The sequence below is a fragment of the Thalassomonas sp. M1454 genome (assembly GCF_007097525.1).
In the GTDB taxonomy this organism is placed as follows: Bacteria; Pseudomonadota; Gammaproteobacteria; order Enterobacterales; family Alteromonadaceae; genus Thalassotalea_A.
The window spans coordinates 128,829-144,104 of the sequence record NZ_VKDD01000004.1 but is presented as its reverse complement, the minus strand read 5'-3'; the positions used below and the strand labels follow the sequence as shown (position 1 = coordinate 144,104).

Here is a 15,276-nt window from a genome sequence, read left to right as displayed (position 1 = left end):
ATTTATTATATTTTTTGTATTAGTTATTTTTATTATTAGCTGATAATGCAAAATTCAACATTTAAAAACATTCACCGTCCGTAGTGCTTATTTCGGTTTGTTTGTTAAACGATTCTTACCTAGGTATTAACCACAAACAGTCCAATTGCGCATTAATAACCTATTAACAAACTTACAACCTTTGTTTTAATGATGCAACATTAAAACAAAGGTTTTTGTTCTATTGATAGAACAATAGAACCATAAAGCTCGAGAAAACTATGTAATACATTGATTAATATAGAAATAAAGTCAATTGCGATATGTCAGTTTATTGGCTCAAAACATGTATTTTGTATAAAAAAAAACCTAACTTAGCGTTAGGTTTTTTATGATTTAATCTTTATTTTTGTACAAAAAATCAATCAACAGCGAGTGAATCTCGTACACATTTGATCATTGCACGCTCTAAAATGAACTCTTTTGCTTTCGTCGGATCATTGGCACATTCCATAAACATCTGCTGACGTTTTGCTTGTTCATCAGGATCGGTTGACTCCATCAACTTCTTATTTGCAATAGTGTGGTCTTGTACAAATTTAACCGCTAAATCTTTGCGTTGACGATCGTACTGAGCAAATTTAGGTAAGTACTCTTCGCCGTTATTGATTATCGAAATAAGCTTTTCTGCTAAGTTAAACGCGTCATGTAAACCGCCATTCATACCCATGCCACCTAATGGATTATTAATATGACAAGCATCACCTACCAGCACAACACGGCCTTTATAGTATGTTTCAGCTACACGTTGGTGCACATTGTATAAGGTACGGTGGCCAATATCGTAGTCATCACCTTTATCGTATAAGTGCTTTAAGCGACCTTGGATATGCTCATCAGTTAAGTACTTATCTAAGTCTGTTTCATTAGGGTCTGTTGGCCACAATACGCGCCATTGCTTGTCCGTTCTTAAAATTACGCACCACTCATCAGGATCTGATACATAGTTAACGTATGATAAGTTTTCAAACACATCTTCAAATCTAAATGAAGTACTGGCAACTAAGAATTTTTCTTCGTAAGTAAAGCCGCCATAAACAATTTCAGCCGCTTTACGTACATTACTCGATGCACCATCACAACCTAGCAAGAAGCTACCTTCTATTTGCTTTTCACCTTCAGGCGTTTCAACAATAGCCACAACGCCATCATCGTCTTGGGTGAAGCTTTTTACTTTATGGTTAAATAAAAGCTGAGCATTAGGGTATGCTTTTAAGCGCTCTTCAATAATATAAGTAAGCTCGTATTGCTCTAGCTGTAGACGGAATGGAAATTCAGTTTCATCACTAATTAGTGACATATCAAACTCGGCCACTTCACCGGTTTTTCGATCTCGGTATTGGTAACGATCTACCACTAAACCTTTTTCGATCATTTCTTCAACCACACCAAGCTCTTTTAACATTTCTAAAGATGGCGGGTGAAAAGTTGATGCACGAAGATCGATTGGTAATTTATCGTGCATTTCTAATAAAATCACATCGATGTTTTGTTTTGCTAACGCTAAAGCAAGCACTGAACCTGCTGGACCTGCGCCGGCAATAATGACAGGCTTAGAGTTCGATTTATTCTGTGAATTAGCCATGCTACTGCTCCTAAAATACTATTCTTTTTATAATGAGTTGATTGTTGGCAAAATTTCGCTGCACGACATTACGTCAGCATATTTTGCATTCATATCAAATAAGTTGGCACGGTGGGCATCTTGGTTTCTATCCCCTACCGCTTCTTCGGCAACAACTACCGGGTAATTATGTTGTAGTCCATCGACAACAGTGGCGCGTACACAACCACTAGTTGTTAAGCCGGTGACGACTATTGAATCAGCTTTTTCAGCAACTAATTGCTGTGCCAAGTCGGTTTGAAAAAAAGCACTTGCCCAGCGTTTTTCAATTACTGCCTCTCCTTTTAGAGGTGTTAAACGCTCGTCTACTTTTACCCAATGAGAATCAGGTGTTAGTACATCTAAAGCGTTAATTTTATCGCGAAATACTCTTGCTTGGCTGTGATTATGAAAAACCACCGTAGTAAAAAATACAGGTAAATTAGCAGTCCTAAAAGCCTCTAATAATTGCTTGTTATGCTCAACTACAGATTCACATTCAGCGCCTAATGGGCACTTAGGATCGGTAAAGCCATTAATCATATCTACAAGCACTAAAGCTGGCCTTGAGCCCATGCCTAATTTGTTCTTTGCTAAATCCATAATTTACCTAATAAACTCTTTGATAACTTTAGCTACTCGCTCAGGGTGTGTTTCGCACACATACGTTGAGCAGTCACCTATTTCAATTTTTTCACCTTGTGTTAATACTGCTAAAGCATCATCAACATAGGGTTGTAATACATCTCTGTCACCTGCGAATACCAAAGTACTACAGGTAATTGAGCTAAGTTGTTGAGCAACATCTTGAGCACAAACCGCTTGGTAAGCGCTTTTATAACCAGTACCTAATTTAACGGCGCTGTTAAATTCACGTTTGCTTATGTGCTCACTTACTGTTGCGTCTTTATTTCTAAACTTTTGCCATGTTTGCTCTAATTCTTCAGCATTGGCATTGGCATTAATTGGCACGACTAAATCAGGTAACTTAGCTCTTAATTCGTCAGGCAATAAAGTAGGGCCTGATAAAATTAATTGCTTACAAACATCTTGATGATGAGCGGCAATATAAGTTGCTACACTGGCACCGGTATGGTGGCCAAATAAATAGAAATCTTGCACATCTAAATGCTGTAAACACTGCATCACACTGTCTGCATAGTTCTCTATACTGTGATCAACATCAGCAATTAACTCACTGTTACCAAAACCAATAAAGTCGGGCGCTATACAGCAAAAGTCATTACTTAATTGCGCCATTAGCAAACGATACATTTCTGCTGAGCTTGGCGCTTGATGCAGCAGCACCAATTTTGGTAAACAAGGATCACCACAAATCAGGTAATTAACTTTACCTAATGTGGTATTTGCAAAACCTTGTTTAATATCCATTACTAGCAAATATCCTAAAGAGATTCTTCAACTTCAATACTGATCCATTTAACATCAGTAAATTCTTCTGTTGAGTAAGCACCGCCACTACGACCCACTCCAGAAAGCTTACTACCGCCAATTGGCGCTAATGCATTACTTTGGAATGAGTGCATACCAATATGCACCGAGCCAGCATCAATACCGCGAGCGGCTTGCATAGCCCAATTGATATTTTTAGTTAATACACTTGCCGACAAGCCAAATTCAGAATCGTTAGCTAAAGCAATAGCCTCTTGTAAATTTGATACTTTAACTACGTTAGTTAATGGACCAAACGATTCATCACGCCATGAACTACAAGTAATAGGTGAATTAAGTAATACAGTTGGTTCGTAAACCAAACCAGAGCGCACCTTACCGCCAGTTAATAAACCGGCGCCGGCAGCAAGCGCATCATCAACGTGTTGTTGAATTTTATCTACCGCAGCTTTATTAATTAATGGGCCATAAACTGAAGCTTCATCACGTAGCTCACCTATTGGTAAGCTTTCTGCTGCATCTTTTAATGCAGCAATAAAGTCATCATAAATATCTTCATGCACAATCACGCGTGAGTTAGCCATACATATTTGGCCTGCATGGGTAAAGATACCCTGGGCAACAATACCAGCAGCTTTAACAGGATCAACATCAGGTAAAACTAATGCCGCGCTTTTACCGCCTAATTCTAACTGGGTTTTTAGCATGCGAGTCATTGCTTGCGCGCCAATGATTTTACCGGTTTGGGTAGAACCAGTTAAAGCAATACAATTGATGTCTTGGTGTTCAACTAGTGGCGCACCACACTCTAAACCAAAGCCTGTGACTACATTAACCGCCTGCGCCGTAATGCCTGCTTCCACCAACATTTTTACAAACTCAATAGCGACAACCGGCGTTTGCTCTGATGGTTTAATAACGACAGAGTTACCTGCAGCTAATGGAAAAGCCACCATTTTGGTTAATAGCGCTAAAGGGGCGTTATAAGGTGATACAACAGCAACAACCCCTAAAGGTTGGCGTAACACCATAGAGATTCGACCAGGATTATCATTAGGGAAAGTATCACCGTACAAACGACGAGCTTCACCTGCTGCTGTTCTAAGTAAATCAACGGTGTAGTTAACTTCGTTACGAGCTTTGGTAATAGTAGAGCCACTTTCATCGATTAAAATATCGAGTAAGCGCGCCATACCTTGTTTTTCGACCAAATCGGCAGCTTTTAATAATGCTGCTTCACGTTCACGCGGGGCTAATGCAGACCAAGTATTAAAACCTTGCCTAGCAGCAAGCATAGCTTTATCAACGTCAACATTATTTGCTTGCGCTACTTGCGCCATAACTTGTTCAGTTGCTGGTGCTAGTACGTCAAAATACTTTCCACTGCTTGGCTTAACAGATTCACCCGCAATATATAAATCGGCATTTATCATTATGCTTCTCCAATGACGCGAGTTCCGCGGAAAAATTCGAAGGTTTCTTTGGTGCCTTCATCGCCTAAACCACTTTTACCCCAAGCGGCTCTTGGTAGGTCTGGACGCAGTGCGAATAAACTCACATTATTAATTTTGATCACGCCAGCGCGTAATGTTCTTGCAACACTCCAAGCTTGCTCGGCTTCGCCAAATACATAAGCGGCTAAACCATAATCCGTTTGATTTGCCAATACGGTTGCTTGCTCGGTAGTGGTAAAACTATGCACAGTAGCGACAGGGCCAAAAATCTCTTCTAAGGTTTGCGAACCTTCTAACCCATCAATTAATGTTGGCGGGTAATACCAACCATTAAGATCTGCTTGGCTTGGTAGTTCGCTATTACAAATAACTTCACCACCTTGGGCAACGTAATCAGCAACACGACTTTGTACATGAGCTAAATGCGCTTGATGAATAAGTGGCCCCATAGTGCTAGCACTATCGGTTGAGCTACCTAAGGTAACTTGTGCAAACTTAGCTTTAACTAAAGCAAGTAACTCATCTTTTACGCTAGCATCAACAATTAAACGACCAAGCGCTCGGCACCATTGAGCGTTCATTGTGGTTAAGCCAGTAATAATTCCATCTGCTGCCGCATTTAAGTCGGCACTTGCTAATACTACTAACGAGTTGTTACCACCAAGTTCTAGTTGCGCAGGCTTGATTTGTTCACCACATACGCGGCCAACACCTTCACCACCAGCTGCGCCACCAGTGAAAGAAACAGCAGCAACACGAGGGTCACTCACTACTTTACCGCCAACATGACTACCACCAAGCAACATTTGGAATGTACCTTGTGGTAAATTTGCCTCTGCAATTGCTTGCGCAATAAATTGTGCTGAACCTGCTGCCCACTCTGATGGTTTAAATATTACCGGACAACCTGCAGCGAGTGCGCTTGCCAATTTATGACAAGCAATACCTGATGGAGCATTCCAAGGGGCAATAATTGCAGATACACCAAGTGGTAATCGCTGTAACACGATATCACTTACCGGGCCGTCATAAAGCTCTTCTTCAGGTAACTCACGCAGTAACTTGGCCGCGCCTAAAAAAGCCAGTGAACATACCTTGGCAAACTGCTGAGTTAGCGAAAGTACAACACCTGTTTGTACTGCATCAGCAATGGCGATGTCTTCTGTTTTAGTTGCCATAATATTGGCAATAGTTTCCAGAAATTCAGCTCGTTTTATATAATTTAATTGTGACCAACGACCACTATTAAAATTGTCATTTGCACAGGCTATCGCCTGCTCAATTTCAACATCCGTTGCGCTGTATTGGTGATCTAAAAACTCACCACTACTGGCATTGAACAAATCATTGTCTAATTTGTTAGTGGCTACTTGCCACTGCTCATTAATGTAATGCTGTTGTTTAGGTAGCTGATAACTCAAAATACTGTCTCTACTTTTACTTAAGATCTAAACCTTAAAGCCTGCGCCTTAAGATTCTTTGCTCACGCCAAATTGGTTTTGTTCAGCACCTTCAACTTCCATCTGTGCCGCCATTAAACGACCACGCTCAGCAGGAAATGCTTGTACTAGAGCCATCGCCATATCACGTAAACCACGAGCACTTGGGTTAGAGAATCCAGTACCTGATGTACCTGTACACTTAAGCGCATTTACCGCAACTTTAAAGCCATACTCAGATACTTGGCCTTTACATAAGCGCCAGCGTTTAACCACTTCTTGTTTAGGTAGGATTTCTACTTCACTACTTTCTAATTCAAGCTGGCGACGTAACCAAAGCATTGCCGTTTCAACATCACACATCATTTCGCCAATCAGTTGCTGATGCATAGGAGAGCTAGCAATTGATTTACCTGTATCGCCAAACTTAGCTTTGGTTAATGTTTCTAATGTTGTGTTGTAAATTGCCCACGCTTGACCAAGGTATACCGCGATACCGGCAAGTTGATTACCAACAAAGCTACCACGGCTCATTTGCATACAACGCACGAATGCGCCAGGAATTGCTAATGCATCTTCTTCACTAACAAATACGTCTTCTAGAATTAAGCCATGCGTTGCCGTACCACGCATACCAATCGCATCCCATTTTTGACGCTCTGAAACACCTTGTGCATCACGATCAACGAAGAACGTTGCTAAGCCACTTGCATCATCAATACCATCAATGCTGGCCGTAACTAAATATCTATCGGCAACACCCGTTGCACAACCAAATGATTTAACACCAGTAAGTGAGTAACCACCGTCTACTTTTTTAGCTTTGGTGTTAATAAAAATTGCTGCTTTTTCAGACTTAACAGCCTCTGATGCAAAGTTAGCTAACCATTTGCCATCACGGCCCATGGTATTTAAGATTTTTTCAGCAAAGGTTTGTACTTGCTGCTTTTCACTGTCATCAAACAAACCGTTCTCAACCGCTTCTAAAGCCAGTAAGCCACGAGATGCAGATGAACAGTGGAAGAAAAAGGTAAGTGCCGTTGAAGGACATACACTACCAATAGCGAATGTTGCCGCAGCAAGGTCGCGTAAACCACCACCTAAACCACCAAACTCTTCAGGTATAACTAAGCCTAATAAGCCAGCATCTGATAAAGTTTTCACATGTGGTTCGTGGAACTCACCTGACGTATCTACTTGTGCTGATACTGCTTTTAATGCAGGTAATACTGATTCAACTTTAGCGGCACGAGCGCGCTCTGCTGCAGTCATGTTTTCAACAAAATGTTCACCGGTATATTTCATAATATTTTCCTTTTCTATTCCTGCAGAGGCTTATAGCTCGCCCTTTAATATTGCACGTAACTTAGTACCGTCTTCTGCGCCAATTAAACCACCTACTTGATTCCATACTGGATCAATTTCTGGGTCAAAAATTGCGGCACGGTTTGCTGCATCACGACTAACAAGTTCATCAGCTGATACTGGGCTTTTCACACCATTTTCAATTAAATCTAACCAATATTGTAAATAGCCATCAACGTGAGGTGTTAATGCGACAAATGCTTCTGGAGTAGCTCTATGCACTAACATCCACGGCGACATAATTGCACGCTGACGAGGAGAGATGTGAGCAGGAGATAAACCTTCTACCGCTTCTGCTGCATCATATTTTTCAGTTAGTGGGAAGAACACTTCATTCATGTAATCAATGTGCGCGCCCATATCTAGACGTGGTGTCATATCTAGATGGAAAGCAAAGTGCTCACCAGCTTTCACAGAATCTAAGGTGAAATGAGGAATGGCGCTGTCTTTTGGCATAAAGCCGTAAATCATGTGCGAGTCTAAATGAATTTGCGGCACTACAATTGAACAAGTCACTAGCTTATCTAATGGACCACCTTCAAAAACACGAACATGCCCTACTTTGCCTTGCGCCATAGGAGCATGGCTAGTTAAGGTCATAAATGGGCCGCCATCTTCAGCTAACTTTTCAGTCATACCAAAATGAGCAACGATTTTACCAAAGGTGCTGTCTGATAAATTTCCTGATAATGATTCTGTTGTCATTGTCTTTCCTATAAATTCTTTTATGTAATTATTCTTAATTTAATTCTTTAAAGCATCGCCGACATTAGCTGCCAAGGACGATTATCAATAAGGTGTGTGCGGTGCGAAACCACTTTATTTTTCGCTGCTTGTGGGTGTATCTCAGCAATTAAACCAATATTTTTATCTGTATTGGTATGTACTTCACATTGGCTTAATAAACCGTCAAATTCACGTTCAACCCAAGGAGTCATTATGGTGAAGTCTTTTTGTAAGCTACAAATAAGGCTATCTTCAGCTTTGCTACTACAAGCAATAATATTGACTCGGTTTTCTGATGCTCTTTCAATAAAGCCAGTACTTTGTTGCCAAGCTTCTTGCTGGTTTACTGGTGCAAATACAACTTCAGTGCCTTGCATAGCAATAAGACGGTAACTTTCTGGATAAATTGCATCATCTTCTAAAGTTAATGCTAATAAGCCATGCTCACTTTGGTATGTATTGAATTGGTCGCTTAATGTAGAGAAGTCAAAACGTTTGCTAGCATGAACCTGACCTTGTGTTAGCACTAGCCCGGCACTCGATACTATAACGCCTTGGTGTTGATATTTATCACCCACTTTGCCAATTACTGAAGTAGCAATGTAAACGCCCTCTGCAGCTAAAGTTTGCAAGCTAGCAACGACCGCTAGGCTATCAGCATGAGCTTTTGCTAAATCATTAAGATTTGGTTGCCAAAATAGTTCTGGTAAACAAATTAATTTAACGTCATCAGCAATCAACTTAGCAATCTCATTACTCGCTTGCTCAACACTATTAACACTTAGCGTTGCAGCTTTTGCATCAATCGCACCGTTAAATTCTGGTAGTTTTTGGCCTTCGGGGTTTTCACCAAAACTTTGGTATAACTCTGGACGACGAGCTTGATAAATATCAGTACCGTCTGGCCTTGCTTTGTCACCAGCTTGCTCTGGATCAATATCAGCCCAAATAACTTCTTCGCCTTGACCAGCAATGGCTAATACAGTGCCATCTGGTGCAACAATCTGTGAATCACCAGCACCGCTAAGGAATTTTGTTGGGATATTAATAGCAGCAGAAATTGGCTCTAACACTTCCTCAGGAATAAGCGGCCCTACTTTATTTGCTGCTACAATAAATACTTTGTTTTCAGCAGCTCGTACTGGAATATGTAAAGTACCTTCATCAATGGCGAAAGAGTTTAAGCTATTACAAAGGATCTGCGCACCACGTAATGATAAACAACGAGGAGTTTCATTAATTACACCGTCCATACATGAGTACATTGCTAACTTACCAATTTTGGTATCAACAATAGGACCTTGCTGTTGCGCAATTTCTAAGAAATCATTTTCGTGACCAATTAATACTTGCTTGTCATTTTCAGCGATTAATTCACCTTCTGGAGAAAATAATAAACTAGTACCTGTAGCAATATCGTTACCACGGCGTACGGTTGAGTTAATAACAACATAGGCATTAACTTCTTTAGCAGTAGCTGCAATTTGCTTAGCAAAGTCGCCATCAACATCAATTGACACATCATAACAATGTGCTTTGTCGTCATACCAAGAGTTATGGTTAGCAAACTCTGGCAGAACGATTAGATCTGGAGAACATTTCGCAGCTTCTTTAATCATGCGAATGCTAGTTATTAAGTTGGCTTGCACATCGTTTGTTACTTGATACTGTGCGGCGGCTACTCTAATCATGGAAATCCTCTTATTAAATTACAGCGTTTTTATTATTGATTACTCTTGGCTGTAATTACTTTTTATTTAACTAGATAAATACAATCTATTGACTTAAAGTAATAACATTATAACTTTTAGTCAATGTTATTTGCACCTAAAAATGACAAATGTACTATCAATATAACATTTTTTGATCCAACATCTTAAAAGATGCGTATCGTAAGAGGTACTAATTGGACTTTATAAAAACAAATAGCCCACATAAAAATTAAAGGCGTATAAATGATCTATCAATACTCAATAGAATTGGCTTTATTCGATTTTATCCCGGTAATGTTATCGGCACTTGGCATGTACTTTATCGTGCAGATAATTAATGCCAATAATCAGAATTATCAAACATTAACTAAAGTTGCGGCGGCAATGATTGTATTTGGCGGCGTATCCAAAGCAACGTGGAAATTATTAGTGGCTACCAATGGAGTAGACATTGCAATACTAAATAATAATTTATTTATTTTTATGGCTCCTGGTTTTGCTTTTTTAACCTTCTGCTTATATGCGGCAAGAAAACAGTTTAACCAACAAGCAATTAAACCTACCGCTTGGCGCTGTCCGGCAAGCATTGTTACTTTATTCGCTATATTGTCAATTGCCTTAGCAGTTACCTACCCAGATAAAAAACTTTGGTTCTTTGCTTTATTGGGCTTACTAACTATTAGTAATATTATATTTATTTGGCATGCTATTCGTCACAGCTTACAAGCACAAAGCAAAACTTCTGCCTTATTGTATTTATTAAATATTATTGGCGTATTTGCTTTATCAGGCATTGCCCGAATGAACGATCAACGCGAAGCAATCCAATGGATTGCAGAATTTACTAATACCGCCACACAAGGTGCTTTTGCATTAGCAGGATATTTGTTGTGGAAAAAAACACAGAGCAGCCTAGCTGCTACTAAGTAAAATTAAAAAGGTCTCATCATGTCTAAAACAGCAAAAAAATACCTTGGCATATATACCACCCATGGCGTTCATGGTTGGAATATGTCTACATTCTATATTACCTGTGTTGCCACCATATTATTGGGTACATTCATCAACGCATTTCAGCCATATTTGTTTTCTCAAATCATGGGCATATCGCCAGATCAACATGGCTCAATTACAGGTACCTTAAACTTTTGGGGTGAAATGGCGATTATCGCCACTGTAGGTTTGTGGGGTGCCCTTTCAGATAAAGTAGGTCGTAAGTTAATAATGAGCGTAGGCTTTTTATTAATTGGTATCGCACTTTATTTATACCCACATGCTGAGTCTGTTACTCAACTAATTTTATACCGCATGATTTACGGTGTCGGTATCGCTGCTGCAACCTGTATGATTGTTACCTTGGTTGGTGATTACGCAAAAGATGAAAGCCGAGGCAAGGCCGCTGGTTTGCAAGGTGTATGTAATGGTATTGGTGCGGTAACCGCATTGTTCTTATTACTGCGCTTACCAGCAGTATTCCAAGCACAAGGCCAAACTGCTGTAGAAGCTGGCTTTACTACTTATAACATTGCGGCCGCTATCGCGATTATCGTTGCTATTTTATCTGCTATTGGCTTAAAGGCTCACGTTAGAGACGAAATGCAACATAAAGACAGCACCTTTAAAAAAGCAATTGAAGGGATTAAAGCTGCCAAAGACCAAGGCATTGCTTTAGCTTATGGTGCATCATTTGTATCACGTGCAAACTTAACTATAGTTGGCGCATTTATGACTCTTTGGTTATCAAATTACGGTACTGGCGAAATGGGCATGACAGCAGGTGATGCACTGAAAAAAGCCGGTATTATCGTAGCTATAGCGCAAGGTTGTGCATTATTATTCGCCCCATTCTTTGGCATACTTACCGATAAAATTAACCGCGTAAGTGCCCTACTAATCGCACTGTTTATTTCATTTGCAGGCTACACCAGTACCTACCTAATTTCAGACCCATTTGGCGGCTGGATGATACTTGTTGTAGTGGTTATTGGTTTAGGTGAAATTGGCGGAATTATTACTTCAGGCGTACTAATAGCACAACAAACCAATGACCAAAACCGTGGCGCAGTAATTGGTATATTCAACTTAAGTGGAGCTATTGGTATTTTAGTTTCAAGTATAGCTGGTGGTTATTTATTCGATCACTGGGAACAATCTGGACCATTCGTATTTGTTGGTTTCTGTGCCTTAATCGTATTCATCTGGGGCTTTATAGTTAAAGATAAAATCATTAACCGCCAAGAACAAAGCCAAGCTGAAGATGCTAAAAATTTAGAAACTGATAAAGCAGCTATCTAAGTAAAGTAAGCATAAAAACAAACCCAATAAAGACCTTAATAAACACTATTAAGGTCTTTTTGTTTATTACGAGAATAATGAAAGCACAACAAAGATATTTCCTCATTTCTACAAACAAACCGAGAAATAATCCGTGTTTAAACACGGAAATAGAAATTATTCTTTTGAAGATCAAATAATTAACAGTTAAGGTAGTGTTAATAAAATTGAAAGGTGGAAATTTTAATTCGTAAAAGTACGGATTTTTTCCATCTAATAAGCTGTTAGCTGTTTTTCGGAGTATGGATGTTCGAATCAATAAAAAGAAAAATTGATGATCAAAATAAGGATAATGATCCGAAGGATATGTCCTTTGATTTTAAACTTATGTTTGTCTATCACATAGCGATGATGATCTTATTCGGTTTAAGACCAATATCGAATCCTCTTCATCAAGTTTATTTAGCTATAACTCTGATATTAGCTCTAATACTTGTATCGTTTTTCAATAAGCTAAAATCCAATTGGTCTTGGCCTGGTTTGTCTTTTTCAAGCATTCCGTCAATCACACTAAATTTAGTATTTACTTACCTTTTTTTAGCTTTTGCTTCTTACGCTATGACTACAGGTGGTAACTTCCCTGATGTATCTTTGGCAGATCTAGAATCTTTGCTAATTGAATCATGGGAGGTAATATTGAAAGCAGCATCTAATCCTGTATTTACTCCTTGGTATCTGGCAGGTATTGGTATTGCTTTCATGAATTCAATGGTAAGTTTAAAGCTAGCAACACTTAAAAAGTCAGAATTTGAGGCTCAGTGTAGCAACAGCTAACAAGTCATTAAAGCAGGACAAATTCAACTTGGTTTTTGTCACTGCGTTCGAGATTTTAACCAAGTTAAATTTGCCTCTTAATGAGGCGTTAGGAATAAATGCATGGATAAGTCGTTAATTGCAAACATAATTCAATGGAGTATATGGGGCGTTTTAATGGTCCTTATAATGGGCTGGTTAAATCGAAGTCGCTCCAAAAAAAGGCCCGAAAACGAAACAAAAATTCTGAAACATCCCCTAAGCACGCTAATAATCGGCGGAGTGTGTTTTTCGTTCTTTTTTGGCGCTGCAATATTGTCTAATGTATTTTCAAACGGTACGGAAACTTGGTGGACAACTGCAATATTTTTGGGGTTTGCCGCTATGTCATTACCTCTTGTTATTGATTATTTTGCAGCTAAGCATTCCTTAAGTGAGTCTGGGATAGATTTCGGTCGTTTCAATGGTCAAAGGGTGTTGGTACCGTGGGACGAGATTTCGAGTGTAAGGTACGCCTATATAATGAAGTGGTTTGTGATTAAAACTAAGAATGGCAAAACGGTTAGAGTTTCGGCAATGTTAATGGGATTGCCGGAGTTTGCAAAGAGTTTATTGGAGCTAAGCACGCTGGTCTCAATTGATGAGGATACAATGGAGATTCTAAAAGAAACAAGAAATGGCAACCCTCCATCTGTATGGGCGTAAAAATTCCTAACAAGGCAGTCAAATTGACTACTATTCCGTCGCTTGTTTTAGTGGCGGTCGCTACGCTGCCACAAAAACAATCAACTATATAGCCGCAATTTACTGCGGCGTTATATTTTCAGAGAGTCATGAGTAATTTTCCAATAATTGAGACAGAAAGACTTATTTTAAATGAGCAAATCATTGACGACTCTAAGTCAATTTTTGCTATGTTTTCCGATAGTGATGTTACTGAGTTTTACGATTTACATTTCACAAAAGAAATAGAAGCTGTTGAGCTTATTGAAAATGACACAAAACGGTTCAATGAAAGAAAAAGTGTTCGATGGGCAATCCGAGAAAAATCCACTAACGATTTTATTGGGAGTTGTGGTATCAACCGTTTTGAAGATAGTAATGACATAGCTGTTATTGGATATGAGTTTATTAAAAGTGCTTGGGGTAAAGGTTATGCTACAGAAACAGTAAAAGGCGTTGTTGATTATTCCTTTTCTGAGCGTTGCCCTAAGTTCATTAACAGAATAGAAGCATATGTTATGCTAGGTAATAGAGCTTCTGAAATTGTGTTGGAGCGCTTAGGGTTTCGATGTGAAGGAACATTAAGACAGCATGGTAAATGGAAAGGTTCTTATCATGACCTTAAAATGTTTTCTCTGCTACGCTCAGATACAATAAAAATTTAACAAGCTGCTCAAACGGATCTGCTAACAGTTTGCTAAGTTTCAATACGCTACACAGTTCAACTTTAAAAGTTAATACAAATAAAAATTATTTAAGTAGAAAATTATGTCACTTCCACCATGTCCTAAATGCAATTCAGAATTTACTTACCAAGATCAGAACCTTCTTATTTGTCCTGAGTGTGCGTATGAATGGAATCCATCAGAGCCTAGTGATGAAGAATTATTTATTGTAAAAGACTCCAACGGAACGCAATTAAACGAAGGTGACAAAGTTACGATGATTAAAGACCTTAAAATTAAAGGTAGCTCGCAAGTGATTAAAGTTGGTACTAAAGCTATTATTAGGCGAATAGTTGAGGGGAAAGACCACCAACTAGACTGCAAAGTTGATGGTGTGGGAGAAATGATGGTTACAGCAAAGTTTGTGAAAAGAGCCTGAGTAATATTGCCAAGCGCTTAATCTAATAGCTAAAAATTATTTAGATGGGTATTAAGCCTTTCTATCTAAAATTACGGCTCCTACCCCATCATTTGCTAGTACATCTTCGGGGTTATATATGGGGCAGTTTTTCATTGAAAGGCAACCACAACCAATACAGCCTGTTAATGAATCTCTTAGCCTTTCCATATATTTAATTCGTTCGTTAAGTTGTGCCTGCCAAGCTTTAGACAGCCTTGCCCAGTCGTCTTTATCAGGTGTTCGCTTGTTGGGTAGCTTGGCAAATACTTGCTCAATCTCTTGTAAACTAACCCCCATCTTTTGCGCCGCTTTAATTACAGAGATGCGCCTTATTACATCACGCTTATAGCGCCGTTGATTGCCTTGGTTACGCAGGCTTTTAATCAGGCCTTTTTCTTCATAAAAGTGCAAGGTCGATACCTTTATTCCGCAGCGCTTAGCAACAGCTCCCACACTTAAATTTGCTTCTTCTAACATACCGACCTCAGACAAAGTTTATTAATTTTTGACTAACTTTTTGGCGATTTAACTTTTTTTAATCATATTAAAAAAAACACTTTACCTCAACCTTGCTTGAGGTTTTATAGTTG

General features: G+C 39.2%; 15 protein-coding genes. 6 read left to right on the top strand and 9 right to left on the bottom strand.

From position 1 onward, the window contains the following. Positions 1-400 precede the first annotated feature (400 nt). Genes FNN08_RS10480 through FNN08_RS10445 form a run of 8 tightly spaced genes read right to left on the bottom strand, consistent with a single transcriptional unit; the run spans position 401 to position 9,730 of the window. Positions 401-1,624, bottom strand: coding sequence for an FAD-dependent oxidoreductase (locus FNN08_RS10480; protein ID WP_143585521.1), 1,224 nt, complete (start codon positions 1,622-1,624; stop codon positions 401-403). A 27-nt stretch (positions 1,625-1,651) separates the two neighbouring features. After that, a complete protein-coding gene (locus tag FNN08_RS10475; RefSeq protein ID WP_143585519.1) occupies positions 1,652-2,245 on the bottom strand; it encodes an isochorismatase family protein in 594 nt (197 codons plus the stop codon). A gap of 3 nt (positions 2,246-2,248) precedes the next feature. Further along, positions 2,249-3,034, bottom strand: a complete 786-nt coding sequence (locus FNN08_RS10470; RefSeq protein ID WP_143585517.1) for an alpha/beta fold hydrolase — start codon at positions 3,032-3,034, stop codon at positions 2,249-2,251. 14 nt (positions 3,035-3,048) lie between these two features. After that, positions 3,049-4,488 carry an aldehyde dehydrogenase family protein gene (locus FNN08_RS10465; RefSeq protein ID WP_143585515.1) on the bottom strand — a complete coding sequence of 480 codons (1,440 nt, stop codon included), beginning with the start codon at positions 4,486-4,488 and terminating at the stop codon, positions 3,049-3,051. After that, positions 4,488-5,930 carry an aldehyde dehydrogenase gene (locus tag FNN08_RS10460; RefSeq protein ID WP_185962629.1) on the bottom strand — a complete coding sequence of 481 codons (1,443 nt, stop codon included), beginning with the start codon at positions 5,928-5,930 and terminating at the stop codon, positions 4,488-4,490. The genes FNN08_RS10465 and FNN08_RS10460 overlap by 1 nt, the downstream gene beginning before the upstream one ends. A gap of 48 nt (positions 5,931-5,978) precedes the next feature. Next, positions 5,979-7,253 (bottom strand): acyl-CoA dehydrogenase family protein, encoded by a 1,275-nt coding sequence (locus FNN08_RS10455; RefSeq protein ID WP_143585511.1) that lies wholly within the window; start codon positions 7,251-7,253, stop codon positions 5,979-5,981. Positions 7,254-7,283: 30 nt separating this feature from the next. Then, positions 7,284-8,018, bottom strand: coding sequence for a hypothetical protein (locus FNN08_RS10450; RefSeq protein ID WP_143585509.1), 735 nt, complete (start codon positions 8,016-8,018; stop codon positions 7,284-7,286). Positions 8,019-8,065: 47 nt separating this feature from the next. Next, positions 8,066-9,730 carry a nitrilase-related carbon-nitrogen hydrolase gene (locus tag FNN08_RS10445; RefSeq protein WP_143585507.1) on the bottom strand — a complete coding sequence of 555 codons (1,665 nt, stop codon included), beginning with the start codon at positions 9,728-9,730 and terminating at the stop codon, positions 8,066-8,068. A 264-nt stretch (positions 9,731-9,994) separates the two neighbouring features. Between FNN08_RS10445 and FNN08_RS10440 the strand changes: the two genes are divergently transcribed. The 6 genes from FNN08_RS10440 to FNN08_RS10415 all read left to right on the top strand — a co-directional run bounded on the left by FNN08_RS10440 (position 9,995) and on the right by FNN08_RS10415 (position 14,665). Next, a complete protein-coding gene (locus FNN08_RS10440; RefSeq protein ID WP_143585505.1) occupies positions 9,995-10,681 on the top strand; it encodes a hypothetical protein in 687 nt (228 codons plus the stop codon). Positions 10,682-10,699: 18 nt separating this feature from the next. Continuing rightward, on the top strand, positions 10,700-12,046 hold the full coding sequence (locus FNN08_RS10435) for an MFS transporter (RefSeq protein ID WP_143585503.1): 1,347 nt from the start codon (positions 10,700-10,702) through the stop codon (positions 12,044-12,046). Between the two features lie 285 nt (positions 12,047-12,331). After that, positions 12,332-12,859 carry a hypothetical protein gene (locus tag FNN08_RS10430; protein ID WP_143585501.1) on the top strand — a complete coding sequence of 176 codons (528 nt, stop codon included), beginning with the start codon at positions 12,332-12,334 and terminating at the stop codon, positions 12,857-12,859. A 102-nt stretch (positions 12,860-12,961) separates the two neighbouring features. After that, entirely contained in the window at positions 12,962-13,543 is a 582-nt protein-coding gene (locus tag FNN08_RS10425; protein WP_143585499.1) for a hypothetical protein, read from the top strand. Between the two features lie 128 nt (positions 13,544-13,671). Beyond that, positions 13,672-14,226 carry a GNAT family N-acetyltransferase gene (locus FNN08_RS10420; protein ID WP_143585497.1) on the top strand — a complete coding sequence of 185 codons (555 nt, stop codon included), beginning with the start codon at positions 13,672-13,674 and terminating at the stop codon, positions 14,224-14,226. A 103-nt stretch (positions 14,227-14,329) separates the two neighbouring features. Next, positions 14,330-14,665, top strand: a complete 336-nt coding sequence (locus FNN08_RS10415; RefSeq protein ID WP_143585495.1) for a zinc ribbon domain-containing protein YjdM — start codon at positions 14,330-14,332, stop codon at positions 14,663-14,665. A gap of 51 nt (positions 14,666-14,716) precedes the next feature. Here FNN08_RS10415 and soxR read toward each other — a convergent pair whose 3' ends face one another. Beyond that, positions 14,717-15,163, bottom strand: coding sequence for a redox-sensitive transcriptional activator SoxR (gene soxR, locus FNN08_RS10410; protein WP_143585493.1), 447 nt, complete (start codon positions 15,161-15,163; stop codon positions 14,717-14,719). Positions 15,164-15,276: the final 113 nt, after the last annotated feature.